Here is a 26588-nt window from a genome sequence, read left to right on the forward strand (position 1 = left end):
TTAATTCTTTAATTTCACGTTCCATTTGCTTCATTTTTTCTTGGTCAGATATCTGTTGTACTTTGGCAGGATTTAGTTGATCCATATGCTTTAAATACCAAACACGCAATGTTTCAGGAGTACAACCAATCTTAGGTGCAATAGCTGTGATTGCAGCCCAAGTAGAAGGATAATCTTTTTCAGATTCAATCAATAATTGAACCGCTCTTTCTCTGATTTCAGGGGTATATTTTGGTTTTGTCATTGGAACATTCTCTCAAGAAAGTTGGTCTCCGACAAACCCGGTACGGTTCAGTCTCAATTTTCACACTTTATGCAACAGAGTCGTTTTTATCCTAAGGTCCTTACCACTTGTATTCTTTACGAACATATATCTAAAAAGTGTAGCAAGTTGCTACACTTTTCGCTAGATCAACTCTTTACCAAAAATATCATTCAGTCTTTCACGAATACTATGGACGAATTCCGGATTACTTTTAAGTTTATGCTTCATATTTCGTTTAAAGTCATTCAACCCCATACCAATTTCAGCAAAATCCATTTGGAATAAAGTGTCATTAATGACAATATTTGCTTGAGAGTCAGTGAGGCATCCTACTTTTTTAAACCACTTCTTGAACTGCTGATAATTTTCATCATTATTAAAAATATACCAAGAACGTACATTCATATCGAATTTAGCCCCTAATTCTTTTACGGATGCATTGTCTTCAAATGGAACATCAAGATAGATTTTTTCAATCACTGCAAATTCATCCAGTGCCTTATCAGCAATCCGATGATGCAGTTTAAAATTCACACCTACAATTGGACGGCCTTTCTTAACGGTTTCATACTCTAACTGTAGATCTGTATTTTCGTTAATTTCTGCCACTATTTTGTCTAATACATAGCGTCTAAAATCTACCCAGCGATCATATTTGGTTTCATTAATATCAATCAGTGCTTTCAAGTTTTCTAAAAGTAATGGCACTTCATAACTCTTTTGATTGGCGTACTTAAATTCGTTTTTAATGAAATAAGTATAAAGACTCATACTGGCAACAGAATCTAGGGCAAAAAGATGTTTTAGCTGATAGGTAGTAAAATTACCCCCAGCCAGTTGAGTGAAATACGGCAACACCTCACTGGTAAAACGAATCTGAATCGCATTTTTAGAATCATCTTCCCATCTTAACTCACGGATAATGGGAACGACAGAATGTACTTTTTTAGTCTTTCTCTTACCATTATCAGCTGGCTCCTCAATAATAAAATGAGCTACCCGGGATGAAAGCTCTTTATAAATCCGATCTATTGCAACATTAATTGAATTACGTTTATTTAATCCTAGTAAATCTGCCAAATCATCCTTATACAAATAAATATAAGTTTGTTCGGTAATTTCACCATCTACCCTATTTTTCTCACTATAATTCGCAACCGCCATTGCATATAAAAGTGCCTTATATTCATTGGCTGATAATTCGATTGGGCGAATTAAACGGTTACTGGTACTGACAACGCCATTATGGCGAATGTTGCCTATACAGTAAGGAATATAATTCGATTCTTCTTGCAATGGTTCAGATTCTGTCATAACCGTGATATTTATAATTTAACTTAGTTTTTATATACAAAAGTGGAAAAACTTTCAAGACTTTCACCACAATATTCTAAAAGTGGAAAGTTTGTCATCAAAAAGAAGCATTTTAGCCGATTTCCTGCACTTAAAGTGGAATTAATTATAATCTTTCCACCCCATGATGACAGACCTTCCACCTTTAGTCTCGAAATTACAGTTCAGAAGGTCTATTTTTACTTTTTTCATTCAGGTCTAGTTAGGTTAAGTCAGATAAAAACCCTGATGTGACAAGGCTTCCACCTTTTTGTTAGATTTAAAAGGTATAACTGCACATATAATCATCAGGAAATATCCAATAAAAACAGATTATCCACAGGTTAAGAAGATACAGTGACAATCTTTCCACCTTTAAAGCTTAGTTATGAGACTTTATTAACAGCTTAAATATTTGTTTTTTAAATTATTTTTAAATAAAAATAGCAGTTATAAAAATAGTAGTGACAAACCTTCCACCCTAGTGACAGACCTTCCACTTTATAGTGACAAACCTTCCACTTTATAGTGACAGACCTTCCACTTTACGGTGACAGACCTTCCACTTTATAGTGACAAACCTTCCACTTTATAGTGACAAACCTTCCACTTTTAAAGTTACAAGCACTTGTTTTATATAATAAAAATATGATCCTAATTATTAATTAGCTAAATAACTAATTATTCTAATTTTTAATTAAGCTAGCTTAGTTAAAAATTTATTTTTTAAGTTGTTTTACAGCTGAATAAATAGGATTTATAAATTTAAAAACTATAGTAAGATGAATGAAAGTTATTTATATTACTAAACATTGAAATAAGGAAGCATCTGACACGCATGTCTGCAAAAATTATTACTGTTGCTAACCATAAAGGCGGATGTGGCAAAACAACGACTGTTGTACACCTAGCCTCAGAACTTGCCAATCTTGGCTACAAAGTTTTAGTCATTGATTTAGATCCTCAAGCAAACGCAAGTTTACACATTGGGATCCAACATCCAAGCGAAATTGCTGTCACTACAGCAGAATTACTAGTGGGCGATATTTCGTTGTTGGCAGATGCATTACAAGAAGAAACGAACTTTGAAAAAGTATCATTAATTTATGGTTCCTTAAATTTAGGAAAAACTGAAGATCAACTAAAAGAAGAAGCTCCCCGTCCTTCTGAAGAGTTAAATATCAAGTTAAAACTATTAAAAGATCTTTATGATTTTATATTGATCGACTGTCCACCTAGCCTTAAATTATTAACAAGCAATGCCTTGGCATCTTCAACACATGTCATTATCCCTATCGAATCAGGATCACAATATGGATTGTATGGGGTAACAGATCTTTTAAATCATCTTGAAAAAATCAAACGTATTAATCCAGATTTAGAGCTTTTAGGCGCTTTACTAATTAAGCATGATGAACGTCAGAATGTCTGTAAGCTGATTCGGGATGAAGCCTTGAAACAGGTAGGTAAAATTTTAGAAACCACAATTCCTCAAAGTACTAAAGTCAATCAAGCAGCGATTCTGCAACAACCACTTTTGAAAGTAGAAAAAAATTCAAAAGTACGTAAGGCTTTTGAAAGCCTTGCCAATGAAATTGTAGTGAAAATTAAAACCTGAGAGCATTATGGCAAGCACCAAAGAGCTTTTAGCTCAGAAACTGAAACAGAATACAGAAAAACATCAGCAAGCACAGAAAGACAATATTAAAGAGCCGAAAGAGTTTAGACGTAATGTCCCTATTGAGGATATCAGCCGAAGTCCAAACCAGCCGCGTAAAATATTTGAAGAGTCACAGTTAAAAGAACTGGCGGATTCTATTAATGAAATCGGCCTTTTGCAGCCCATTACAGTGCGTAAACTGGATAATCTGAAATATGAACTGATTGCAGGCGAGCGACGCTTACGGGCACATCAATTACTCGGAAAGTCTGTGATTGAAGCCATTATAATTGATGCAAATAATGTAGAAGCATCTTTGTTAACCCTGGCAGAGAATTTAAAGCGTCAGGATCTGACAGATTATGAGATTTTTATTGGCCTGAACTCACTTGATGAGAAATTAAAGAAAAACAAGCAACGTTTAGCCAATTCACTGGGTTTAAATCGCGAAGATATGTACAAGTATTTAGCATACGAAAAACTGCCGCAAGCAATTTTAAATGACCTTGATGTGGAACCAGGCTTGCTAGGCCGTACTGCTGCAACTGCATTCAAAAAATTTCTATCGGATCATCTTGAACAACTCTCTGAAGCCGAAGTGGCCTTACTCGGAGCTTGGGAAAAATTAAAAGACAAAAAACTCGAGCAAAGCAAAGTTACTACTTATGCTGAAAAACTATTGAGTCAGAATCCAGAAAAACTGACCACAACATCCGTGGTCAGAAAAATTGAATATGCCGGTAAGATTGCGGGGAATATCAAACTGAATCAAAAACAGCTTAAGGTTTCTCTGAATATCTCGGAAATTGACGAAGCCAGTCTCTTACAATTAGAAGATTTCTTAAAACAGCTGATTCAAAAAAGCGAAAAAGTGTAGCAAGTTGCTACACTTTCTTAGCACCCTGAAACTAATTACATCCTCATGCATTATTGAAATTTATTTTCTTAAGTATGCTTCTTTACATTTGGTCTTTGAGAGTACTGTTACTTCGGACTGAGATTAAATTCTGCCTTTCTTCTTGTGGAGTAGTTTTATATTTATCCGGAAATATTATATATGTCCATATAAGCACTCCCAGTTTTCAGGTTTTGTATCAAAATAATCAATTCTTATCAGATTTTTCGATAGGGAAGTATATGTGCTGGTGGAACATAAATAATTTGGTGGTGTTTCAAAAGGTATGCTGCCGTTAAAAAAATACGTTATTAAGGTAAAAGAAAGTAAGCATCCAGCTAACACAGCCTTACCAAGCGATCCTATAAGCCTTAATTTAGTTCCCACCTAAAAACAAGTGGGGACTTAATCTATGAACATGGATATATATTCAGCAACACCTCCTGTTGCTAAAAAACGCAGAACATACAGCAAAGAATTCAAATTCAGTATTGTCAATGCCTGCAAAAATCCTAATACCTCGATCGCTTCGGTCGCACTGCAACATAGTATTAATGCCAACCTTGTCAGTCGTTGGATCAGGATCTTCAGCCATCATGATGGTGCCGTGCAGGATCCTACTCATGTGAATCCAGCATTTATTGCTTTGCCTTACACTGCTGCAATCAGCCAACCTATTGATGAGAGGATCACGTTGTGTATCACCGTGCCTCATACGAATAATGATATTCAGCTAAAATGGCAGACATCAGAAATACCTGCCTTGGCAGAATTACTCAAGGCACTGGCAACATGATCCGTATCAATGAAATTTGGCTCTCTACCCAGCCCATGGACATGCGTGCAGGTATGGATACGACCATGGCTCAGGTGGTGAGAGCCTTTGGCTACATCAAACCGCATTGCGCCTACCTGTTCTGTAATAAACGTGGTCATCGTATGAAAGTGCTGGTACATGATGGACTGGGCATCTGGCTGTGTGCCAGGCGGCTGGAACAGGGAAAATTCCACTGGGCTCAAGTTCACCAAGGTGAAACCGTGGTCCTCAACCCGGAACAGTTACAGGCATTAATCCAGGGTTTGCCCTGGCAGCGCATTGGACGACAGCAAGTGGTAACAATGCTCTAAACCAAGCTCGGCTATTCTGCTATTCTCCAAACGTTCTATTTCATTCTCTTCATGACCTCAGGCATACTGCGGTCATGAATACGCTGCCTGACTTAAGCCAACTGACCCATGAACAACTGCTGGAATTTACCCGGCAGTTGGCGATGCAGCATCAGTCTCTAGCACAATCAAACCAGCAATTAGATTCTAAAGTTCAACATCTTTCTATTCTCAATCAAAAATACGAGCATGAACTGGCGCTGTTTAAAAAGCACAAATTCGCCCAAAAGAATGAACACTTAACGGCAAAACAAATCCATCTGTGGGATGAAGCGGTTGAAGAAGATATTGCCGCGGTTGATCTAGAACTGGAACGGCTAAATGCAGATAAAACTAATGCAGCGACACAGAAAGCCAAAACCAATAAACCTAAACGTCGACCACTGCCAGATCATCTACACACCATCCGTATTGAGCATGAACCTGCATCAACCCAATGTGCTTGTGGCTGCCAACTCCGTCGTATCGGCGAAGATGTCAGTGAAAAACTGCATTTCAGACCGGCACAGTTCTATAAGGAACAGCATGTGCGTGGTAAATGGGTCTGTGATCAGTGTGACACTCTGACTCAGCAAGCGATGCCCGCCTATGTGATTGATAAAGGCATTGCTTCACCTGAATTGCTCAGCCATGTGCTGGTATCGAAGTATGCCGATCATTTGCCGCTGTACCGTCAATGTCTGATCTATCAGCGGGCGGGAATCGAACTTTCTAGATCAACTTTATCTGACTGGATAGGTCGCTGCGGTGTAGAACTGGAACCTCTGGCCAATGCCTTAAAAGAGGTGGTACTACAACAGCAGGTGCTGCATGCAGATGAAACACCGGTCACCATCATGCGGATGGGTGAGAATAATAAAAAACCGAAGAAAGGTTATGTCTGGGCCTATGCCACTACACAGTACAATCCAGTTCAGGCGGTGATCTATGACTTTCAGGATAGTCGTTCAGGCCAGCATGCTGAAGAGTTCTTGAAAGGCTGGCAGGGCTATCTAGTCTGTGATGATTACAGTGGTTATAAAGCACGCTTTAAATCAGGCGATGTCATTGAGGTGGGCTGCATGGCGCATGCACGTCGTAAATTCCATGAACTGCATGTAACTGGGAAAAGTCAGGTCGCTGAACAGGCATTAGTGCTGATTCAGAAACTGTATGCGATAGAAGCAGAGCTCAGGAAAAAGACCGATGGTACAGCGGAAGACCGCCGCGAATACCGACAACAGCATAGTCAACCAGTGATGCAACAACTATATGAATGGCTCAACCAACATCATCTGACAGTGCCATCGAGTTCTCCCACCGCCAAGGCCATCAATTACACTCTGAAGCGTTGGCCAGCTTTAAGCCGCTATCTGGATGATGGCAATCTACCGATTTGCAATAATTGGGTCGAGGTGCGACACGAAGTCGCTTAATGAAGTTGTTCCCCCTGCGGGAACCACCCGTGTCACCGGGTGAATCTAGAAGGCTGAATAAAGAGCGCCTTCGACAATGTAACGAGGCACCGCAAGGTGCGGGGTATCAATCGTGAGAGGCGTACCCTTCTGGCAGCCATAGCCGGACAAGGGCTAGATAATCGGTATGGTGAACACATGTGAATCTGCGTAACGATCGTCAAGTTGAACGAGCGGAAATGGCTGATACGCTCGAACCAAAACGGTAATGGAGGTGGGAATTGCGTCTTTCGACTACGCATTCGTGACCCATACGCCTCCCGGTCGATAGCAGGCACCTAAGCCGATGTACTTCAGTAAGCGGAACGTGGAAATCCCGTATTACTCCCATTGGGAAAGCAGTTTGCAAAAACTGCCCATGGTGATGCGGGCGAAGGAACGAGGAAAAAGCGAATGCCAGTCTGTAATGGGTTGGATAGAGGTTGAAACATTACCCCACGCGAAAGCGGGCTGACGTCCTTATGGTCTCTCATCACAAGAGAGTGTGTAGAACCCTTTTAATGGAGGGAGAGCAAATGAATGCAGCAGTATCAGCGTGTGCACCTTCCAGCACATCGTGGGACAGCATCGATTGGATTGCTGTACAGCGTCATGTCAGAGGGCTGCAAGCGCGTATTGTGAAGGCGGTACAAGACGGCAGGCATAACAAGGCGAAAGCTTTGCAATGGCTGCTGACTCACTCGTTTAGTGGCAAAGCATTGGCCGTCAAACGAGTGTCTGAAAACAAAGGCAAAAACACGGCTGGGGTCGACAAGGTGACTTGGAATACACCCAAGGCCAAGACCGGTGCGATGATGTCGTTGAAGAGGCGAGGTTACACGCCCCTTCCGCTTCGGAGAGTCCTTATTCCGAAGAAAAATGGCAAGATGAGACCTCTCGGGATACCCACGATGAAATGCCGGGCCATGCAGGCGCTCCATCTGCTGGCTTTGGAACCCATCGCGGAGACCACTGCTGATCGGAACTCTTATGGATTCAGGGCTTTGTTGCACAAAGATTTCATAACTATATGATTTTAAAAGTTTTGATTGTTTTTTGATCCAAAATTAAATTTATTTAAATCAGATGCTTACATATTTATGCAACAAAGCCCTTCGTAGCCTGCTTTTTCTACGGCTTTAATTAAAGTAGCGCGATCAAGTGGTTGATGCGCATAAATGACTGCTTTTTCGGTAGCCAGATTTACATGAGCCGATTCAACACCCTCAACAGATTTTAAAGCTTTTTCCACACGGCCTACACAAGAAGCACATGTCATCCCCTCAATCTCTAATGTTTCACTGTAGTGTGGCGTATCAGTCATTTCGGTACTCATATACGATCTCTATCATTTAGATATGCTGAGTTCTATATGCGAAGATCAGCTCGAACCAAGATTAGGTGGAATTCAGGGATTACTTTTATTTCAAGCAAGTACAGGTTTTATCTGTACGATGAGGAAAATAAGAGAGTAAAAGTGGTAAGGAATTCCCACTGTTACTCTAACAGAGATTAAGCAGGATCAGCTGTAAATCCACGCTCACTGAGAGTGGCAATGACTTGATCCTGACTCACCGTTGTGTTGATTTCAATAATACGGTTTTGTAAATCAATATCGAGTGAGGCATTCGAGTCGAGCTCTTTAATTGCGGTAGTAATGCCGCGTGCACAACCACCACAAGTCATATTAGCGATGTGAAATTTCATATGTTGCTCCTTTTTAACAAAACATTTGTTTAAAACATTAGAACAGTAACTCTAAACTTTCACCATACAACCAGCCTTTTTCTGAATCAGTTACTCGCTGTAACTTGGTCTGTTTACAACCTTACAGTTTTCTTCAGAGTATTCCAAAGAAGAGTGTTCTAATGACTACAGTAAATAACACTAAATATAAAAAAAATGGAAGAATAATTTACTAAGTTATTGTTTTTAAGTTGATCCTTGTTTTATATGGGGGTGATAATAACTTCTGATTACTAGTTTTTACCTTAAATATACCGATTGAAAGATTCATTTAAAGGCTATGAATACATGAGTTTTACAGTTTGGCTAGGTCAGCATGAGTACTTTTCACAAGATTTAAGATCGACCATGAACGTGATTAAGTTATAGGGGATTGATGAAATAGTTTTTATGAATTTCTGGCTTTCTGGGCTGATTTTATCAAATTCATGTCTATGCAAAATTGCGACATATTTCTCGTGCTGGTAGTTATCCAGAGTTTGGTCTGCATCTATCCATAGTGCAGACCTTTTTTTGGTGACAGTTTTTTCTTAGTGATTTTCGATCTGGATGTAGTGATTTCACGTTTGCAGAATATATCTTGGCGGTGATCCATCTAATATTCGTGATTATAAAGAGAGCTAATTCACAGGTTCTACAGATTATGTAGCGACTAACTATATCAAAGTCTATTTGCAGTTGATGGTTGGCGCTTAGTTTATATTTACGCTTAGGTTTCAGTTAAAAAATCAATATTCTGTTGAATCCGTGATTGAATCATCTGTAGGGTAGATTCTCGAATTTGATGGGGATACAGGCGCTGCGCAATTTGACTAAATTGAAGTGCAATTTCACGCATGGTCAAGATGATCTCATCGACTTCTAGAGTAGTCAGATTAGCTTCTGAAGTACCGAGTTTATGTATGTCATTTCGGGAAATATTGAGCGCTTCTCCCATAATGTCCATTTGATGATAACCACCTGGACCCTCGCAGAAGGTCACATCATAGGCTGGAGCCAATTTCCATTGACCATTTTTCTCCATGAGAAATGAAAAGTTCTTAGTATGGTCATCCCGATTATTGAAAAGCACATTAAACACAGCACGTTTAAAAGCATGCAATCTTTCTCGTACATCTTGCGTACACATCAAGGTTGCCCGGAGAAAATTGCGATAGTCTAGGCTACCTGGAACTTTATAGTCTGCTCCTGTATATGCAGCCAAACTCTGCATTGGAATCCGCATACCATTTTGACGATCGAATCGTTTAGAAGCAAAAGCCGTTAAACCATTGGGCAAATTAAAGAAATGGGTATCTGGAGTCTCAATTGCACAAAGTCGCAAACATTCTGCATAGACGGCTTCAATGGCGCAGACTTCAGGATGCTCTTGCTGAGCAGGAAACTTAATCAGCCAGGCTTCATGTTGATCAGAATCTTGAGTCGAAAACTCTAAATTGACAGGATCTCGGTAAACCAACGCTTTTGGTCTGGCACCTTGAGGGGAGCCACCCATGACCAATAAATGCTGTAGAAATTCACCACCTTCACCTTTGAGTACTTCTTGAACTTCCTGGGCCAGTTGTTGTAAAGGGATATTTTCTGAGGTTTGCATGTCAGCAACACAAGGTTCAAAGGAGAGGGCACCCATTGCGTGACTACTAATATAGGTCAGACGCTCCAAAGGTCCAATTCGTGCTGAATTTAAGCCAATTTTTTTGAAATATCGATCCATCAACATCATGCCCCAACCATCTGGTAAAGCGTCATAGACTGGACCTGGGAGTCCCATTTGATGAGTAGGAAAACCTTGTCTGAATGGTAGACCTTTTAAAGGCAGCAAGTAAGAAGAGAGCTCAACACCTTGCTGTATTGCTTCTGGACTATATTCAAAAGCAATGGTGGGTCTACCTGTCGTGGCTGTTGAACTAATCAGCGTTCCCCATAACCATGATTCGCCCCAACCGTTGTAATAAACATTAAGTCTATTGAGCATTATCCCTTCCTCTTAATACGGTGGCGCTTACTTTGACTCTCATAGCGAAGAATGTCATTCACACTGTTAAGCTGAGGTTTAAATAGTTCCTGAAGTTCGTTTAATCGACCCAAGACCATTGCAATACGGACTAAATTTTCAACAGATACATTTCGTCCCGCTTCAAGATTCGAAACTGTATTCACGCCGACACCAGCGCGTGCTGCTACCTCAGCTTGAGACATCTCCAGAAAGAGTCGTTGCTTACGTAAACGCTCACCTAAAAGAGTCACAACTTCTTCTGGTTTAGTGAAATATAAATCCATTAAATTGGGTCTTAAGAATGAATAATTTAATTAAATCACAAAATAATGGAATTAATCTATAGCTATAGTGTGGCTAAGGAGGGCTTTGTTGCACAGCACATCAGAAGGGTAGGTATAGTCCTTGGGTATCGGTTACAGAAAATCATCAGGATGTACTTTGACTGATTGTTGATACGGAGATTTCAGTATTTTCATTTTTCCTAATAGGTCACATTACTTAGAAAGGGTTCTTCGAAAATTAGTTCATACTTTAAAAATCCTATAAATATTGAGGATATTTTCTTAATGCTTTCAATATAGCATGCGGCTATATGTAACTCGAACGGGCTTAATCTGCCTTTCAGTATAAATTTTTTGGGCGTGAGAGGGGAGAGGTGTGAGGGCAAGCAATTTATATCGTGGATACTTCTAAATTACTTATGTAATAGAAGGTGGTAAACATGGATTTAGAGGTAATAACACTAAATATAAAAAAATTGGAAGAATAATTTATTAAATTATTGTTTTTATGTGGTTATTGGTGATGTTATGAATAATAATAACTTTTTTCTTGATGAATTTTACCTAAAAAAATTGATCAGATAATTTTCTTTAAATGTCATGCATACATAAATTTGACAGTTTGAAGGGATCGGTATGTGCATTTTTCACAAGGTTAAAGATCGACCATAAATGTGATAAACGGCAGAGGATCATTGAAAAATGAATGGATTTAAACACTACATGTATGCACGAAAAAAAGTATCGCTGCGGTTCTGCTGACAGGCTGTATTGAGCATTGAATGCAAATGATGTAGTAATTGTCTACAGGCTATAGGACCAGCATGAAGAAGAATGAAATGTAGTTGCCAATTTATAACCTTGGTTGAAAAGCATAGCATTGTTATTCGGAGAAGTGAGGTAAGCCATCCTTCTCTTATTCATTTAAAATGATTCTTACTCAACTGATCTCGACTCATGGGCTGGTTCCAATTAGACGGATAATAACTTCCATCCCCTATCTTTTTCTTACCACATTTCTTGCATTTAATCCCTTCTTTGGAGATTTGATTCAGCATCACTGTTGTCGGTTGAATCAAATCAATGACATAGTTCGTTGGTTCAGGAAAAGCAGAAGAGGCTGCTTTATTGCAAAAGAGAACATTCGGATCAAATGGATTGGATTGCACAAAAGCCATGATACAGCCACAGAGTAATTCACCTGCATGTAATCTGTAACATCCATTCAGGTCATCAGACGAAGATTAATCTGAAATTTAAGCACTAAACACCATAAATCTATGTATGGGCAGACTTTTTTGAGACATATGTTGATAAACATGCGGCAAGTTACATTGCTTAAAAGTCTATCTAAGTTAACGATCTATTCAATTCTGGATAAGTAATCTGAATATTACGATCCTAAATTACCCGAAGAGTATTAAGATTTCTAAGAATCGTGATTGTTGGTTTATTTGGGAAATTAATCAGTGGATTGAAGCAAAGATGATGGCTCATTAAGGATTGTGGGCTTCGACTACTTAAATTTTAGGTATTTTGAATAAAGCATATTTCAAAAATCTTAATTAATGGATTTAAATTACCATAAAAACCTTCAATATTGGCTTGAATCCATTGTTGTTGAGAGTCAATGCGAGACCAATCAATACCATAACCACAATGAGCAATCAGATGCTCAAAGAAAATCCGTTGTGTACGTCCATTACCTTCACGGAATGGGTGTATGACATTAAGCTCACAATACAAGTCGGCAAGTTGAGGAATCAGTTGTTGTGGTGCTAAGCCTTGAAAGTATTTTTTTTCTTGAAGCGGTTTGAGTAGTTTATTGGTTTCAATTTCAATACGGGAAAAATTACAAAAACGGGTGTCACCTTTGGAAATATCGATTTGTCTTAACTTTCCTGCCCAGTCGTATAAGTCGCCAAAGAGCTGCGCATGAATTGATTTTAAGTATTGTAAGTCGTAAGGTGGTTCAGCATATTCAATTAAGTTACTTGCCAATCCAGACAGTTCTAGTTCAGCTTGTTCTAAAATTTGTTCATCACGAATATTGAGTTTGTTCTTTAGGATATTTGTGCCAGGGTAACAATACAGGCTGTCACCCATTTCCCCATATTTATCCATACATGCACCTGACTAAGATTCGGGTTGCGAATACTTCTTATATTTTTGCAAGATTTCAGCTTTACTTTGTTGAGTTGTTTGAGCTGTCGTTGTAATGCCTTCAAGCTTTAGGCTGGCTTGATAGTTTTGCGAACGTGTCGCTTGAATATATTTTCTTTTCTGTTCAGTGGTTCTGAGCATTTCGAAACTCCATTGATGCTACACGTGAAGTAAGTATAGCAGAGAATCTTTTTGATCAATGCTGCATACACAGCATTTCTAAAATGTAATACAACGGTATTGTTTCATGTAATAACAGAAAACTAAAAAAAAGTGGAAGAATTCTTAAAATTTAGACCGTCATAGATAAGCAAACCGTATGTATTTGTTGAGAATTGTAATTTTGAGAAAATTTAGTTGATAAATTAAATGAAGTTTCATATACAAAGATATGCTCATTTTTTAAATCGATAAAAATGTTAAGATTTGACTATTTGGTAAAAAATATAGAAATTTTTATGGGGCAATTTATCATGCCCTTTTGCTTTGACCGAAAAAATGTTCAACTTGAGATAGTAAAAATTAACTCAGAACTACTGAAAATCAAAAAGATTAAACAGAGTCAGAAAGTAGTAGTACAAGCAAAGTTCAAAATAATCTATGTGAAAATTTGGCAAAAAATCTTGCTATTGATGCAAACGGAGCCAGGCTTACGTGTGCATTCTAATTATGTTGCAATCTTACAGTTGATACATAATCTTGATGATTTTATCGAAAAATCACAACAACACTTGTGCTTTGAAAGAAAAGCTCAGAAAGAACTGGATGCTAAATTTTTTGCAAGATTTTTTAAGCTAACAAAGAATTCAATAAAGGATCAACTTTTACCAAATCGTTCTGATCACAATGAATTTAAACAATGCAACGTGATAAAAATATTAAGCGAAAATGAATATGCCAAACATTGAAACACAAGAGCAATTCTTAGATTTAGCAGAAAAATATCAACAAGATTATTGTCTATTACGTGATGATATTGTAAATACACAATTTGTCGATCTATCAGATGATTTGTATAAAGATGTCTACGCTCTATACAAATTAGCACAACAAATTTATAGCTATATATCAGGCTCCAGACAGATCGGTAAGTATTCTTTTTTAGCTGCTGTGAGTTTTTTTGCATGTCCAGATTCTAGTAATACACAAGAGCTGTCATCGCAACGTTATTTGATTCTACAAGCGAGTTTTTTAACATATCGGCAGTATCAAGAATTTGCAAAAATTGATAAAGCTGAGAATAAGCAAAAACATGTTTGTGACCTATTACGCTATGTCTCACGATATGTGCTGGATTCTAATCATGCTGAATTATTTCATGAATGTAGTAAGCTGCTAAATTGTTATGTCACGTACGAACGTAATTTGAAAAAAGAGGATCGTAATCAACTTTTTAATATTAAAGATTTCGAACAAGTACAAGTCATAGAGTATTTATCGGCTCTATTAATAATTTTTAAAAGACTAGATGATCGTCGTGTAGTTCATCGTCAGCGTAAGTCAAAAAAAAGCAAAGTTTTGCAATGGCCGACGAAAAATGAACTCAAAAAATTTCGTGAAATTAAAACGGGTAAGCAAGTAGATATTGGACATAACGCAAAGATTAGTATTTATGATGCCGCTCTTCACAAAGATGAAGAGGGTGAAGTTGATCTATTAGATCCTGAAATGGAGTTTTATTCAGAAGATGAAAAGTCTAAAAATTTAAATTATATACTCAGCGATAATGCGACGCATCTAATGCGGCATCGCCAGCGCCGTCATGCTCCTTTTGTTACAAATCCACATTATTTGGCGCCAGATATACTGAAGCAAATTGTTTATGTGTTGAGAACCGAGTTATCCGGGCACTGGAGGGATGCTGCAATCGCTGCAGCATGTTTATTGTCACTTTTGACGGGATTATCACCCGTCGCACTGATGGATTTTAACGAGCTTATTCAAGATGGAATTTTGATCCAGAATGGTTCAAGTAGACGTCGCGAATATTTACTCAAATTAAATCTTAAAATTACAGAGCAGAAGATTAAGAGCTTAAATCATGTGCGGTGGAATGAAGTGATGACACATCAACTACATTTACCTTCTGCTTGGTTTGACTATATAGAACAAGCATCGAATCCACTAATTTCATCAACACACATTAATACGAAACTTAAGAATTGGCTTGATAATCGGTTTGTAGGTTCGATCACTGTAGAAAAACTGCAGGCTCAATTATATTTTCATATATATTATGAAACATATAATGAATATCTTGCTCATGTAATTGCTGGGCGGGATAGTCAGCATCACATGCCTGGTATCTATTATGGCGGGCTACCGAAAACTCAACTCAGTAGCACATATCTAGCCTTTTTAGAAAAAGCACTTACACCACATTCCACACATTTTACTGAAGACACGGCTGAACTAAAAATATTGCAACAACAATTCAAAGTGCAATCTGCATTATCTATAGGAAGGATAGGGAGCCAACTGGCACTTGAACCCAATTTTGTGAAAGAGCAATTCCATATTTTACATAGACATTGTCACGAAAACATCCAAGAAGATAAGCACATTATTAATCAACTTAATGCATATGCGTGTTGGATGTGGCATATCAGTTTGTTGAGTTTGGCAAGTCGGCCTAAAAAAAACCTGTTGGGGAATTTGGATGATTATTGTGTTGAGCTCAAGCTTTTATATGTGAATGATAAAAAAAATAGTAAAGCAAGAAAAGATGGTCGTTTTATCCCTTTATCTGATTTTTTCATAAAAACACTGCAAAATTACACTGCCTTTTTAGAACAAATTATTGAAGCGTACGGTTCATTTTTTAGACAAGTCTTTGCAAAGAAGAAGATAACTGTAAATGATCTTTTTGGTAAGGTCATTTTTAGTAAAGATATCTTGCCGATAACTGTCAAAGAATGGCAGAGCAGGAAAATTAAGTTAATCCCTTTATCGAGAAAATGGGTGAATTCATATATGCAAGGAGTCTTTCCAAAGAATATGTATTCGAATTGGTTACGTCATTTTGACATGAACTTTTTGATGCATGAGCAGCAAGAGGGTAAACCAGCATTAGCTTTTCACTTAATTCAGGCCCTGTATGGTCATGACCAACGTGACCGAGAGGCTTTTCATCCGCATTCTTCACTTATCCCGAATGTCTATGTACAGCAAGCCCGCCAGCAATTGCAAGATAATGTCAAATCTTTATCGATTAAACACTTAGAGCGAAAATAGTTGTATGCAAAAAATCAAAGAACTAATAAAACCACAACTAGATGATCTATTTGTTGATATTCATAAAATGGTGAAAAAGTCGCTAGATAGACAGCCTTCTCCACCTGAAGTATTGACGAAAGAAATGCAGCAAAAACTTGATCAGCAGATCGCTGAAAAATGGCATGACATTAAAGATAGTGTTGATTGTTTGAGTCAAAAGTTGAGCCGAGACGAACAATCAAAACTGATGCAATTTACTGAAGATGAATTTAATAAAAGAAGGAAGCAATTCAACCAGAATGTAGATAAAAAATCATACAGAATTAAGCTAAATCCACATACTAAACGGATCGTACTGCCTAGAAAAATTGAGAGTACAGAGTCACGGTTAGAACAGGGGCATCTACATATCCATGTACTTAAGGAATTAAGGCAGTATTGGCAAGATTCATTTGAATATTGGAATGAACCAAAGTACTTATGGGGAAATTTATGCTTAAGTTTTATATATATTTCAGGCTGTGCAGATGAACAGCATTTGATTGCTATTCAGAAGCAATTGCAGGAGGCCATTGAGCTTGGTACAGATCTGAATTGTTTTCGGTTATACCATTCGGACTACAAAAAAATCACTAATCCATTGTTACTACATTATCGTGTTGAAAACTCTCAATATGGCAACGATGTAGAACAGGGAAAGTTGTACCAATGGAAACATGTTTTTTTTAACCCATATGCGCAGTTCATTTTGCAATATTTAAAAAAGTTGAAAGCTGCTCAGAAAGAATTTTGTCTGCAACATTCAGTTGAAGATTGTATTTTAGAAAGCTTGAGTAAGATAGGCAGGAAAAAAAGTCTTGGGGATCTGCAATATCAAATTAAACGCCGTGGATTTCGTGCATTTAATGATGTGCAAATGGTACTCGAATTTAATCCAAACCTCAGCATAGATATATTTTTGAGTAATGTGCTTCAGCAAGAGATTAATACTGTTGCTTTAAGGCCATCCGAATTTAGATTGCTGTGGAATAATGATTACAATCAAGTCACAGAACCAGATAATCGCCCTATTCATTTTGAACAAGAGCAGTTACTTCCTGAAGTTCCGACTGTTCAAAGCAAATTACAAACGATTCCGTATGAGTTGATGTTGTTTGGTCAAAAGAAACGTAAAGGTCAAAAAGTTGAGCGTTTAGATAAAAAGAGGAATAAAGAAGAACGCACGCTACGTTTTTGGCAAGAAACTAGAAGGGTGTTAGAGGAGAAGATAGTTGATGCTAATACGGAGGAAAAGTCTTTAATTGATGCTCAACTACGCTTAATTCACTGGTTAATGCATTTAAAAAAACGAGGGCTTCAATTATCAACTATTGAAAGCTACTTAGGATCGTTTGGCAAAGAATTTATATTTGAGATTTGGCTCAATAAATTAGATTTAAAGCAACAATCCATAGATGACTATGAGGATTTATATCGGCAGCTATTGAAATACAGCAGTGAACGTGATGAAAAAGCAGTTCAACGAGATTCGGTGAAAGGAAAAACCTCTCGTAAGATGCACCAAAGCGCAGAATACCGTTTTGGTCGCCTAAAAGATTTTCATCAATTCTGTATAGAGAATTATGATGCTCCAGGGGTATTGGTGTTACAGAATTCAAGTTTTAAGCATTTACAAATTTGCAATGCACGGCTAGTGAGTCCTTTGCTATTTGGCAAATTATTGGAAAAACTAGAAAATTTAAGTCAAGAGCCAACGGCATCAGAGTGGGTCGATCATCTGAGTTGTTTAAAGCTGATGTATTTACTAAGTTATAGAACTGGACTTCGATTAAATGAAGTTCGTTGTCTTAAAATACAAGATATTATTTGCCCAGAGCTACTTTATAAAGAAAAAGAAAATACAGTTTTTAATAATATCACGCTTCATATCCAAGACAATTCATATCGCCGTCTGAAAACGCGAAGTGCGAATCGTCAAATACCATTGAAAATTGCATTGTCAGAACATGAGTTTTTAGTAGTACAACGTTACATACAACATCGTTATGAGCAATATTTGGTTAATCAGCAGGATGATCTACTTTTTAGTGTGAATCATCGTGTATTAACTGATCAATGTATCAGCAAAATTACAGTAGATTTGTTTAGTCAAATATTAGGTATGCATCATGGCTTTAGTTTTCATACATTACGCCACAGTGCTGCTAACTATCTAGCAATAACTTTGCTCGGTTCAAAAGAAATGATCAAGACCTACACAGATTGTCCTTGGGTAAAAGCAAAAAAGATGAGGGATTTATTGTTTGGTATGAAAGCACGTGCTCAAGAAGAGATTATTCAACATAAATGGCAGGTGCTCGCCTCTTGGATGGGGCATAGCAGTATTGAGCAAACGGCTTCAAATTACCTTCATGTTTTGGATTTATTAGCAGTCGATCGAATTTATAATTCGCCGTGTATCATTTCAAAAAAAGTATTAGAACAGTGTTTTAGTCCAGTGAAGTCAAGTACAGACTACATAAACCTAAATCGTTATACTCAGCAGCAGAAATGGTTTAATTCTTATCAGCAAACACAGCCAGTTACGATGGCTGGCCGACAAGAAAAGAAGTTTAGTATAGAGAAGAGTACTCTGACACCTTTTCAACGTTTGATAAGTTTTAGAGAAGGTCGATTAAGCGAAGATACCCAAGCTCAAGAATGGATGCAACGATGTCAATGGATGAGCACTAAATGGATGGATCGCCAAAAATTTAATTTAAAAACGAATTATGTTTATAGTAAGAATTTAGAAGAGAGTTGGTTTGATGAACTTTACGAAAAGGCTAAAAAACTGACTCGTCCAGATGAAATAATTCCTCTCCTTGATTTTCATTATAAAGATGATAGGCAGCAAGATGCACTGAAAGAAAAGAACATGGTTAAGGCGCTTAAAATATTATTATTATTTGGAAAACTGCGTAAGAATTTTCTACATTTTCAATGCCGAATGAAAGGTGATGAGCAACAAATTGTTAATTTTATTACTGGTATAGAGCCAATGTTAGGAGATCATCTGTATTTAGAAAAACAAAACTACCCAGTTAATTTGGATGCTCCTGAGCGAACCGTTAAATTTAGTTTTCAAAGAGTTGTCGGCTCTAACAAAAAAAATGTTACTCCGCTGGTTATATTTAATTTAATGTTAAAAATGATGCAAAAAGATGAACTCTGGATCAAATAGCCTAAGCATGTTAAAGGGGAATTGTTTAGAAATTTCCCTGTTTATAAGTAAACTGCCTTTATGAAAAGCACCATGCTGACTTGGATTAATAAGCGGAATGTAGTATCACAGTTTGATCGCTGGATTTACGAAAATGGTGTGAAGATTAGCGGTATGGTAAATCGATGAGCTAAAGTGTTGTAGTCCAAACTCGATCTGACAATTACCCATTTTTTAGTGTGCCCGTCAGGTTAAATTTGAACTGAATTTTTCTCAGCCCAAATTCATTTCCAATCAAGTTATGTTTCAAGTGGCGTGCGAACACTGCACAATTTAATTCACGGTGCCTAAGACAGGTATCAACTTCGGACCAGCCATTCTAGCTTTGCTAATGATTTCCACCAGCTCATCATAAGTCAGTTCAAACTTATCCTCACTATCAAATACATAGACCATATTCTTGCCTTCATGTTCAGGTGGAGTAGGTGGTACAAATCGTTTCGGGATAAGAATTTGTGCGAGTTGTTCGTCAGTTAATTTAAATAAGTGCATGTTTTTATCCTACTGTTCCTTAAAATGTATTCAAACATACTCAAGGACTAATTCGCACTCTGTTAATGTCTTGTTGCCAAGCGTGTAACTAGAGCCTGAGTCGGTCAGTTCCGACTTGTAGCGGTCAGTCCGTTCTTGAAATATACGCTTTACAGTTTTGTAAGGCGTATAACGACTTATCTCATTGTCGTTTAATCTTGCAAGCACGTTTCTCGCAGCATTCCAATCAGCTTGCACAACTTCCCCATTGAAACGGTGAAAACGATCTCCCTTACGTGTACCTATTAAAAGGCCATGCAAGAAAGAATCACTTTGCGAAGTATATGCAGAATTGACTAGATGCACCGTAGAACCTCTACGGTGAGATATAGAAGTTAGGGCATTAGCTAACAAACCTTTAGCCCATGTATTTAAGCGTCTATTGGTGTTTTTGCCATAGTTGCGTTTACTTTGAATTGGGGATGTTAAATCTTCCGCAACAATCACTTTGGCTTTATCAACCAACTTGTGAGTTGCTGTAAATATTAATGTTTTGAGCTTTGCTTTTTGAGTATCTTGTCGCTTATCTAGTTTTTTTCGACCTAGATTATTTAACTCAATTTTCTGTTTCTTGTGTGGTTTAGCTTTAGCAATCGCTCTGAGCTTGTTTCTGTGCTTGTACTTTTGATTTAAATAATCTGATTCACTTGAGATCAGCTTGCCTAGACCACTCCCATATACATCGCCATCAGAGTCCACAAAAGCTTCTGAGTACCCTTTATCAACACCTACGGTTTCCTGACCACAATCCTGTGTTTCAACTGCATCATAAGTTGAGTGAACTTCAACATTACCGTTTTTTAGAATGATTCTAAGTGTGCCTTGTGGCGCAAAATCAACAGTCGTATTTAATGGGATTTTAATGGTTTGTCGAGGGATTAGGCTTGGTACTTTAAGCCAACATTGACCATTTAACTCAAAGGTTTTACACATATCCGCACGAACAATAATTTGATTATGTGTGTGATTAACACCATGCTTAAAGTGATTACGCATTTGACGATGGAGGAAATTATCAGTCATCCATTCATCTTTTTTAAGCAAGGTGTATAGTCTTTTTTGTTCATTATTACAGGAGGTGCGTTTTCGGATCGCCTGCTTTACTTTGTCTTTTGATGCTTCTCGATAGGCTTTAATATCACCTATGCAATCACGTAGCGTTTCTTTCCACGCATTTGCAGAAACACCAAAGTCACGACTTTCTTTCATCCACGCATCACGAATAGCTCTGTCACTGATATTCAAACCTGAAATAGCACCATATTTAGCCCACACCTCGCTACGAATACGACCAAGTAAAACAGCTTGTTTCTCAAGCTGTTTGTACTTTTGCACATTCAAGTTTTTACAATGGTGGATGCGTGTTAATTTCACAAAGTCATGCCTAGGTTAAGGGATTGGATAATCAATAGATATGGATGCTAATATACCAAGACACTCACCTAAAATACAAAAGATAATCATTTAAATCTCTAATAAATACCCACCTTGCCACTACTGAATCGACATAGACAAAATGAGAACTTATGCAAATATTTGTCTATATTTTTAGTTATAGTTAATTACTCTCGTAAAACAGCTGACGAAGTCCGAGATAGAATCATTGCGTCAAAACAAACGTGATGCTTATGCACTTATGATGAAAATGAATTAATTATTATTTAATTAAGTTAAAAGACTGCTATATAGCGGTCTTTTTTGTTTTTGAGCTCTACAAATTTTAATGAGTACATATAGTTACTTTTATAAAAATGATAATAAAGGGTAGAGGAGGTCATCTAAGAATTTAAAGCACAAGACTTATTTAACATTGATGACAGAAAAAGTGAGTTGTTGGGAACTTAAAGAAGAGGTGGTACTTATAATGGTTACTAAAATACAAATACTTAAAATATTAAATATATAAAACAATATATTACAAATATATATGATGCGTAGTGTACGCATCATACATAAAGCGTTCTATTTTGATATAATTGATCCAATCAACCCATTGTTAGGTTTCATTTAAATTCCATGAGTCTTACTGAAATTAAAGTTCGCCAAGCTCATTGTAAGGAAAAAACCAGTTTTTTATCCGATGAAGATGGGCTTAGCCTGAAGATTGAGCCGAGTGGAAGAAAATCTTGGTGCTATCGCTATACAGATCCACAAACTAAAAAACGTCGACGCATTCAGTTAGGTCGTTATCCTGATTTATCGCTGAAAAAGGCACGACAAGTCAGAGATGACTTTAAAGACAATGATTTCTGTTTTGAACAAGATACTGCCTCTAATGTCATCACCTTTGGTAAGGTCGGGGAGGAGTGGTTACAGTTCAAACTGAAAAATGCCTTCAACGATCTACCCCGCTGTGGTGTACTACAGTTAGCAGAAAGATGCTTACAGCAAGATATTTATCCAGACCTTCAGGATCTACCTTTTCAAAACATCAAGCGTTATGACCTGGTTTCAGTAATCAAAAAAATAGAGGGACGCCAAGTAAAAGAACCTGTCAAGAAAGCTTGTAGTTATTTGAACCAAATTTATGACTACGCTGTAGCGATGGGTTATTGTGAATTCAACATCGCGCATGGTTTAAATAAAATCGCCATTAACAGTAAAATCAAGAAAAATTATCCGTATTTGAAAGCGGAGGATATATCTGATTTTAAGTATAAATTACAAAAATTGGATGCCCATCCGATTATTAAAAAAGCACTGCTGTTCAAATTACATACTGGCGTGCGAGGGGCTGAATTGTTATTGGCTGAGCCTCATCATTTTGATTTAAATGAAAAAGTCTGGAAAATACCTGCCTTGCATATTAAACAGTTTCGACGAAAAGTCATATTAGGCCATGAGATTCCCGACTTCTTAGTTCCACTTTCAGATCAGGCTTTAGATATTTTAAAAGACGTCATGCAATGGTCATACGGTGAAAAGTACATTTTTGCTAGCCCACGGAAACATAATCAACCGATTCATTTTAATACATTAAATATGGCTATACGTAAGATGGGCTATGGAAAACATCAATTATCCTCTCATGGACTACGTTCCACTTTTAGTACCATTTTGAATGACTCAGGTTTGTTCCAGGATAACTGGATTGAGGCACAACTTTCACATATTGATAAGAACCGTACCCGTGCCAGCTATAATCACGCTGACTATTTAGCCCAGCGGACTGAAATGATGCAGTGGTGGGGTGATTATTTAAGTACTGCTAAGTGAAAATCGTACTTTTATACATAGACTTAAAACATTATGGGGTTTCAAATGGATAGTAAACAATATACTTGCCGTGTTACATGGTCAGCAGAATATAATGAGTATGTTGGGTTGTTCGAACCACAAGCACTAGCCATTTGTTGTAATTCAGCTTTAAGCGCCCTTAATTCTTTCATGCGTTTATTCACTAGTGCAAGTTGCTGATCAATTAATGCATTAACGCTAGAGCAGCTTTCTTCTGGCTTATTTTTTAATTCGATAAGACGTTTAATATCATTGAGTGATATATCTAGGCTGCGACAATGCTTTACGAATTCCAATTGTTTAAGTGCTTTGCTATCATACAGCCTGAAATTACCTTCTGAACGATTTGGATTTAACAGTAATCCTTCTCTTTCATAATATCTAATCGTTTGTATTGAACAGCCCGATTTTTTTGACAATTCGCCTATTTTCATCAATTTCCCCCAGACATTTGACTCTATAGTTACTATAGAGTCTATAGTATAAGTATGCAACGAAAAGGATATATAAAAAATGACTGAGAAATATTTAAACAATACGAATATCGTTAATTTTGAACACAAAGATATCCAATCCTTGATCGATCAACGTAGGTGGAAAAACTTGGATAACTTCAACAAAATTGGTGCCGCTTATCAGTTTGTAAAAGATGATTTTTGTGGTTATGGTGTTGCAACAAAGTGCTTTTCATCACCAGATACAGATTGGCGTGGAGAAAATACCTATATTCAAAAAGAAGGTATTCATGATGACTTTGGGCTTTATGATTCCCCTGATGAGTTCTATCTCGAAAAAGGGACTAACTTGTCGGGGTTCAAACGCTGGATATATCAACGCTTGATACGTCACTTGATTAATATGAATGTATCAAAACTAAGAAATAGAAAAGTACTAGAGGTACAAAATGCACAACCATAATCATAGTCATCAACATGGTAAAGATGACCGTATTGGTTGGGCATTTTTCCTTAATGTGACATTCACTATTATCGAATTTATAGGTGGTTGGCTCACTAACAGTACGGCGATAATGGCAGATGCAGTTCACGATCTTGGTGATAGTCTTTCAATAGGTTTTGCGTGGATTTTAAGTCGTTTTTCAGATAAAGAAGCATCAGATAAGTTTAGTTATGGTTATCGTAGACTTACTCTCTTTGGCGCATTGATAAACAGTATTGTTTTAATCATTGGCTCAATTTGGATTTTATTTGAAGCAATTCCAAAGCTGTCCAATCCTGAAATGCCTGTAGTCGAGGGGATGTTAGGGCTAGCGATACTCGGCGTTGCCGTTAACGGATATGCTGTATTAAAATTAAAAGCGGGTGAAACATTAAATGAGAAAGTGCTGACATGGCACCTTCTTGAAGATGTACTTGGATGGGTTGCCGTTCTTATAGTCTCTATCGTACTGTTGTTCGCTGAACTGCCGATATTAGATCCCCTTTTATCAATAGGGTTCACGCTGTTCATCTTGTTTAATGTTTTCAAAAACCTGAAATCAACACTCGTTTTATTTCTTCAAGCTGCACCCGATAAAGAGACTCAAAAGCGTATTAAACTATCACTAATGGAATTTCCTGAAGTTAATGGTATCCACCACATGCACTTTTGGTCACTAGATGGTGAAAGTCACGTTTTAACAGCGCACCTTGAGCTGAGTGACAACTTTGACGTTAAAGAATTAATTAGGCTTAAACAAGAAGTTGCAGCTAAATTATCTTCCTATCATTTATCGCATACAACGATAGAGTTTGAGTTTTTAAATGAAAATTGTCGGGATGAAGCGCAGTAAGCTTTATCAATAAAATGTTGGGCATACAATATTAAAAGCAGCTTAATTAGGCATAACCTAGTAATTAAGCTGCTTTTTTTGATTTTAAATTTCGTCGGATTGCTGTTTGCTACTCTCAGAGCCATGCGCCCATTGATATAAAATAGGCAATACAAACAAAGTTAAAATTGTAGAAGATACAATACCGCCGATAACAACTGTTGCTAGTGGTCGTTGTACTTCTGCACCAATTCCAGTGTTTAACGCCATTGGAATAAAACCTAAACTTGCGACCAGTGCCGTCATTAAAATAGGTCTTAAACGAATGATGTGCTGAGTTTCCATCATTGTCTTGGCTTGATGCGGATCAGTCTAAAGCATTCTCAGGAATAGAGGAGCTCGTTGCTGATGTTGTCGCTGATATGATTAGCAATAATGAAAAAGTTCCTACACCACTCTCCGGGAAAATATAGTAGGCAGTTTGTTGTCCTTGTTCTCAGTGGTTCAACAAAAACTAGCCCTCGAAGCCGCAGAACGTGGCGTGGACATAAATTGTTTAGTATCAGTAAAAAGAGCGATGTAATTTTAGTACGAGTGAGTGATAGAGCAGGAACCTATGCTTCATATATTCAGTAAATGGTATGTTTTTGAATTAATAGGTATTTTTAAATAAAGCTTTCTTTGATTTAGTGCTTTTTATTTAATAAATTAATTTTAAAAACAACTTAGGCTAATTGATAAACACTATCTGGAAAGATTAAAAGAAAATATTTTTTAATTTCTGCTAATTCATTTAAGGCAGGTTCCCTTTCAAGCAGTTGAAATGTCCAAATAAGTACAGCCTGATGATTATCATAGCAAGTATTTACTCCAAGAAAATTAGCCATTCCATAACTTCTATTGATGTTCATTTCTTTAATTAATTGATTTCCTAAGTCACGAGCTTGCTGGCTGATCAATAACTCATTTGGTAACACGGCGGTCATCTCCACAAAATAATCTAATGCAGGTTCAATCCTTATATTTAAAAAGTTATAATTTAGTTGAAATGGATAAAATATACTTTCTATAAGTTGTAATAACCTGCTGTAGGTTAATTTTAGCAAAGTATTACTCAGTCAACAACTTCAAATAACCCACAGCAAGTTATTTTTTGTAAATTAATTTAAATATGATTACTTGTAAGTTATCTAGCCTCATGGGCGATAGAAAAATTTTAAAATTAAGTGAAGTGGTGCATGCAACAGGTATCAATCGCAACACGCTCACAAGTATGTATTATGACCGTGCTGTACGTATTGAATTACCAGTCGCCGATAAGTTGTGTAAGTACTTTAACTGTACGATGAATGATTTGTTTGAGTTTAAGGAAGAAGTTGAAGAAAAAGATTAACTTAATACTTCGTTTGATAAGTTTTTCGAAGAAAAAGACTAGCCAATACTTAGTTTGATAAGTTTTTCTCTGCAGATCTAATATTGAATTTTATAAAATATCATTACAAACAGAGGTGGTTCCACTTGTTTGAACAACTAAAAGCGTATTTATAAGTGATATTCCGCTCTAGTTAAGCCACCTTGTTTTGTTGGGGTAGCTGATCATAGTAAAACTCATTTGGTGTCATTTTGTCTA

Annotated in this window: 24 protein-coding genes and 5 pseudogenes; 15 read left to right on the forward strand and 14 right to left on the reverse strand. The window is 37.1% G+C overall.

All coding sequences use genetic code 11. The annotated features are described in order from the left end of the window. Both FTU16_RS14775 and FTU16_RS14780 read right to left on the reverse strand, forming a co-directional pair. The coding region (locus FTU16_RS14775; protein ID WP_373683905.1) for a transposase at positions 1-244 on the reverse strand (244 nt) is incomplete at its 3' end. A gap of 162 nt (positions 245-406) precedes the next feature. After that, on the reverse strand, positions 407-1579 hold the full coding sequence (locus FTU16_RS14780) for a replication initiation protein (RefSeq protein WP_127800989.1): 1173 nt from the start codon (positions 1577-1579) through the stop codon (positions 407-409). An 856-nt stretch (positions 1580-2435) separates the two neighbouring features. On the opposite strand from FTU16_RS14780, the gene FTU16_RS14785 reads away from it, so the two are divergent. From FTU16_RS14785 to FTU16_RS14810, 6 genes and pseudogenes are all read left to right on the forward strand, one after another. Further along, on the forward strand, positions 2436-3215 hold the full coding sequence (locus tag FTU16_RS14785; RefSeq protein WP_179990956.1) for a ParA family protein: 780 nt from the start codon (positions 2436-2438) through the stop codon (positions 3213-3215). A gap of 7 nt (positions 3216-3222) precedes the next feature. Next, positions 3223-4134 carry a ParB/RepB/Spo0J family partition protein gene (locus FTU16_RS14790; protein WP_119879449.1) on the forward strand — a complete coding sequence of 304 codons (912 nt, stop codon included), beginning with the start codon at positions 3223-3225 and terminating at the stop codon, positions 4132-4134. A 430-nt stretch (positions 4135-4564) separates the two neighbouring features. Continuing rightward, complete coding sequence (locus FTU16_RS14795) at positions 4565-4948, forward strand: transposase (protein ID WP_179990955.1); 384 nt, start codon at positions 4565-4567, stop codon at positions 4946-4948. Then, positions 4945-5280, forward strand: a complete 336-nt coding sequence (gene tnpB / locus FTU16_RS14800) for an IS66 family insertion sequence element accessory protein TnpB (protein WP_179990954.1) — start codon at positions 4945-4947, stop codon at positions 5278-5280. The genes FTU16_RS14795 and tnpB overlap by 4 nt, the downstream gene beginning before the upstream one ends. A 74-nt stretch (positions 5281-5354) precedes the next feature. After that, positions 5355-6713, forward strand: a pseudogene (locus FTU16_RS14805) (IS66-like element ISAba25 family transposase); the annotation flags it as partial. Between the two features lie 575 nt (positions 6714-7288). Continuing rightward, positions 7289-7753 (forward strand): annotated as a pseudogene (locus tag FTU16_RS14810) (reverse transcriptase N-terminal domain-containing protein); the annotation flags it as partial. Positions 7754-7866: 113 nt separating this feature from the next. Here the strand turns inward: FTU16_RS14810 and FTU16_RS14815 are convergent. The 7 genes and pseudogenes from FTU16_RS14815 to FTU16_RS14845 form a co-directional block, all read right to left on the reverse strand. Further along, positions 7867-8088, reverse strand: a pseudogene (locus FTU16_RS14815) (cation transporter); the annotation flags it as partial. Positions 8089-8264: 176 nt separating this feature from the next. Beyond that, on the reverse strand, positions 8265-8459 hold the full coding sequence (locus FTU16_RS14820; RefSeq protein WP_179990953.1) for a heavy-metal-associated domain-containing protein: 195 nt from the start codon (positions 8457-8459) through the stop codon (positions 8265-8267). A 748-nt stretch (positions 8460-9207) separates the two neighbouring features. Beyond that, a complete protein-coding gene (locus FTU16_RS14825; protein WP_000934717.1) occupies positions 9208-10473 on the reverse strand; it encodes a type II toxin-antitoxin system HipA family toxin in 1266 nt (421 codons plus the stop codon). Next, positions 10473-10778: a helix-turn-helix domain-containing protein gene (locus FTU16_RS14830; protein WP_000366814.1), complete on the reverse strand. Its 306-nt coding sequence runs from the start codon at positions 10776-10778 to the stop codon at positions 10473-10475. The genes FTU16_RS14825 and FTU16_RS14830 overlap by 1 nt, the downstream gene beginning before the upstream one ends. Positions 10779-11698: 920 nt before the next feature. Continuing rightward, positions 11699-11956: a hypothetical protein gene (locus FTU16_RS14835; protein WP_004726728.1), complete on the reverse strand. Its 258-nt coding sequence runs from the start codon at positions 11954-11956 to the stop codon at positions 11699-11701. A gap of 349 nt (positions 11957-12305) precedes the next feature. Continuing rightward, positions 12306-12902, reverse strand: coding sequence for a putative adenosine monophosphate-protein transferase Fic (locus FTU16_RS14840; protein ID WP_179990952.1), 597 nt, complete (start codon positions 12900-12902; stop codon positions 12306-12308). A 12-nt stretch (positions 12903-12914) separates the two neighbouring features. Further along, on the reverse strand, positions 12915-13082 hold the full coding sequence (locus FTU16_RS14845) for a YhfG family protein (protein ID WP_000946583.1): 168 nt from the start codon (positions 13080-13082) through the stop codon (positions 12915-12917). Positions 13083-13399: 317 nt separating this feature from the next. Here FTU16_RS14845 and FTU16_RS14850 point away from each other — a divergent pair, with 317 nt between their 5' ends. The 4 genes from FTU16_RS14850 to FTU16_RS16700 are packed head-to-tail and all read left to right on the forward strand — an operon-like array spanning position 13400 to position 19548. Beyond that, positions 13400-13849, forward strand: coding sequence for a hypothetical protein (locus tag FTU16_RS14850; protein ID WP_002046161.1), 450 nt, complete (start codon positions 13400-13402; stop codon positions 13847-13849). Then, on the forward strand, positions 13836-16175 hold the full coding sequence (locus FTU16_RS14855) for a hypothetical protein (RefSeq protein ID WP_127800787.1): 2340 nt from the start codon (positions 13836-13838) through the stop codon (positions 16173-16175). Before FTU16_RS14850 ends, FTU16_RS14855 begins: the two co-directional genes overlap by 14 nt. Before the next feature lie 4 nt (positions 16176-16179). Further along, positions 16180-19380 carry a site-specific integrase gene (locus FTU16_RS14860; protein ID WP_127800785.1) on the forward strand — a complete coding sequence of 1067 codons (3201 nt, stop codon included), beginning with the start codon at positions 16180-16182 and terminating at the stop codon, positions 19378-19380. Between the two features lie 60 nt (positions 19381-19440). Then, a complete protein-coding gene (locus tag FTU16_RS16700; RefSeq protein ID WP_372551473.1) occupies positions 19441-19548 on the forward strand; it encodes a hypothetical protein in 108 nt (35 codons plus the stop codon). Positions 19549-19692: 144 nt separating this feature from the next. Here the strand turns inward: FTU16_RS16700 and FTU16_RS14865 are convergent, their stop codons facing one another. Together FTU16_RS14865 and FTU16_RS14870 are read right to left on the reverse strand one after the other, a co-directional pair. Continuing rightward, entirely contained in the window at positions 19693-19911 is a 219-nt protein-coding gene (locus tag FTU16_RS14865) for a hypothetical protein (RefSeq protein ID WP_000550047.1), read from the reverse strand. 30 nt (positions 19912-19941) lie between these two features. Beyond that, entirely contained in the window at positions 19942-21324 is a 1383-nt protein-coding gene (locus FTU16_RS14870; protein ID WP_180027309.1) for an IS200/IS605 family accessory protein TnpB-related protein, read from the reverse strand. Between the two features lie 642 nt (positions 21325-21966). Here FTU16_RS14870 and FTU16_RS14875 point away from each other — a divergent pair. Continuing rightward, on the forward strand, positions 21967-23166 hold the full coding sequence (locus FTU16_RS14875; RefSeq protein ID WP_005245164.1) for an integrase arm-type DNA-binding domain-containing protein: 1200 nt from the start codon (positions 21967-21969) through the stop codon (positions 23164-23166). A 41-nt stretch (positions 23167-23207) separates the two neighbouring features. Here the strand turns inward: FTU16_RS14875 and FTU16_RS14880 are convergent, their stop codons facing one another. After that, complete coding sequence (locus FTU16_RS14880; protein WP_005245163.1) at positions 23208-23621, reverse strand: Cd(II)/Pb(II)-responsive transcriptional regulator; 414 nt, start codon at positions 23619-23621, stop codon at positions 23208-23210. Between the two features lie 79 nt (positions 23622-23700). Between FTU16_RS14880 and FTU16_RS14885 the strand changes: the two genes are divergently transcribed. Continuing rightward, a complete protein-coding gene (locus tag FTU16_RS14885) occupies positions 23701-24105 on the forward strand; it encodes a hypothetical protein (protein ID WP_163146585.1) in 405 nt (134 codons plus the stop codon). After that, positions 24092-24979 carry a cation diffusion facilitator family transporter gene (locus FTU16_RS14890; RefSeq protein ID WP_127800877.1) on the forward strand — a complete coding sequence of 296 codons (888 nt, stop codon included), beginning with the start codon at positions 24092-24094 and terminating at the stop codon, positions 24977-24979. The genes FTU16_RS14885 and FTU16_RS14890 overlap by 14 nt, the downstream gene beginning before the upstream one ends. A gap of 84 nt (positions 24980-25063) precedes the next feature. Here FTU16_RS14890 and FTU16_RS14895 read toward each other — a convergent pair. After that, positions 25064-25288: pseudogene (locus FTU16_RS14895) on the reverse strand (efflux RND transporter permease subunit); the annotation flags it as partial. On the opposite strand from FTU16_RS14895, the pseudogene FTU16_RS14900 reads away from it, so the two are divergent. Continuing rightward, positions 25288-25431: pseudogene (locus FTU16_RS14900) on the forward strand (antitoxin HicB); the annotation flags it as partial. The pseudogenes FTU16_RS14895 and FTU16_RS14900 sit on opposite strands and share 1 nt — an antisense overlap. Before the next feature lie 252 nt (positions 25432-25683). Here the strand turns inward: FTU16_RS14900 and FTU16_RS14905 are convergent. Then, on the reverse strand, positions 25684-25935 hold the full coding sequence (locus FTU16_RS14905; protein WP_004658363.1) for a hypothetical protein: 252 nt from the start codon (positions 25933-25935) through the stop codon (positions 25684-25686). Positions 25936-26129: 194 nt separating this feature from the next. Here FTU16_RS14905 and FTU16_RS14910 point away from each other — a divergent pair, with 194 nt between their 5' ends. Next, complete coding sequence (locus tag FTU16_RS14910) at positions 26130-26351, forward strand: helix-turn-helix transcriptional regulator (protein WP_004658364.1); 222 nt, start codon at positions 26130-26132, stop codon at positions 26349-26351. Positions 26352-26588: the final 237 nt, after the last annotated feature.

The sequence above is a fragment of the Acinetobacter sp. YH12069 genome (assembly GCF_013419675.1).
Lineage (GTDB): Bacteria > Pseudomonadota > Gammaproteobacteria > Pseudomonadales > Moraxellaceae > Acinetobacter > Acinetobacter amyesii.

Bases quoted from the DNA above. Each gene is read 5' to 3' on its own strand.
- FTU16_RS14780 (WP_127800989.1), bottom strand. From the start codon at position 1,579: ATGACAGAATCTGAACCATTGCAAGAAGAATCGAATTATATTCCTTAC.
- FTU16_RS14785 (WP_179990956.1), top strand. From the start codon at position 2,436: ATGTCTGCAAAAATTATTACTGTTGCTAACCATAAAGGCGGATGTGGC.
- FTU16_RS14790 (WP_119879449.1), top strand. From the start codon at position 3,223: ATGGCAAGCACCAAAGAGCTTTTAGCTCAGAAACTGAAACAGAATACA.
- FTU16_RS14795 (WP_179990955.1), top strand. From the start codon at position 4,565: ATGAACATGGATATATATTCAGCAACACCTCCTGTTGCTAAAAAACGC.
- tnpB (WP_179990954.1), top strand. From the start codon at position 4,945: ATGATCCGTATCAATGAAATTTGGCTCTCTACCCAGCCCATGGACATG.
- FTU16_RS14820 (WP_179990953.1), bottom strand. From the start codon at position 8,459: ATGAAATTTCACATCGCTAATATGACTTGTGGTGGTTGTGCACGCGGC.
- FTU16_RS14825 (WP_000934717.1), bottom strand. From the start codon at position 10,473: ATGCTCAATAGACTTAATGTTTATTACAACGGTTGGGGCGAATCATGG.
- FTU16_RS14830 (WP_000366814.1), bottom strand. From the start codon at position 10,778: ATGGATTTATATTTCACTAAACCAGAAGAAGTTGTGACTCTTTTAGGT.
- FTU16_RS14835 (WP_004726728.1), bottom strand. From the start codon at position 11,956: ATGGCTTTTGTGCAATCCAATCCATTTGATCCGAATGTTCTCTTTTGC.
- FTU16_RS14840 (WP_179990952.1), bottom strand. From the start codon at position 12,902: ATGGATAAATATGGGGAAATGGGTGACAGCCTGTATTGTTACCCTGGC.
- FTU16_RS14845 (WP_000946583.1), bottom strand. From the start codon at position 13,082: ATGCTCAGAACCACTGAACAGAAAAGAAAATATATTCAAGCGACACGT.
- FTU16_RS14850 (WP_002046161.1), top strand. From the start codon at position 13,400: ATGGGGCAATTTATCATGCCCTTTTGCTTTGACCGAAAAAATGTTCAA.
- FTU16_RS14855 (WP_127800787.1), top strand. From the start codon at position 13,836: ATGCCAAACATTGAAACACAAGAGCAATTCTTAGATTTAGCAGAAAAA.
- FTU16_RS14860 (WP_127800785.1), top strand. From the start codon at position 16,180: ATGCAAAAAATCAAAGAACTAATAAAACCACAACTAGATGATCTATTT.
- FTU16_RS16700 (WP_372551473.1), top strand. From the start codon at position 19,441: ATGAAAAGCACCATGCTGACTTGGATTAATAAGCGGAATGTAGTATCA.
- FTU16_RS14865 (WP_000550047.1), bottom strand. From the start codon at position 19,911: ATGCACTTATTTAAATTAACTGACGAACAACTCGCACAAATTCTTATC.
- FTU16_RS14875 (WP_005245164.1), top strand. From the start codon at position 21,967: ATGAGTCTTACTGAAATTAAAGTTCGCCAAGCTCATTGTAAGGAAAAA.
- FTU16_RS14880 (WP_005245163.1), bottom strand. From the start codon at position 23,621: ATGAAAATAGGCGAATTGTCAAAAAAATCGGGCTGTTCAATACAAACG.
- FTU16_RS14885 (WP_163146585.1), top strand. From the start codon at position 23,701: ATGACTGAGAAATATTTAAACAATACGAATATCGTTAATTTTGAACAC.
- FTU16_RS14890 (WP_127800877.1), top strand. From the start codon at position 24,092: ATGCACAACCATAATCATAGTCATCAACATGGTAAAGATGACCGTATT.
- FTU16_RS14910 (WP_004658364.1), top strand. From the start codon at position 26,130: ATGATTACTTGTAAGTTATCTAGCCTCATGGGCGATAGAAAAATTTTA.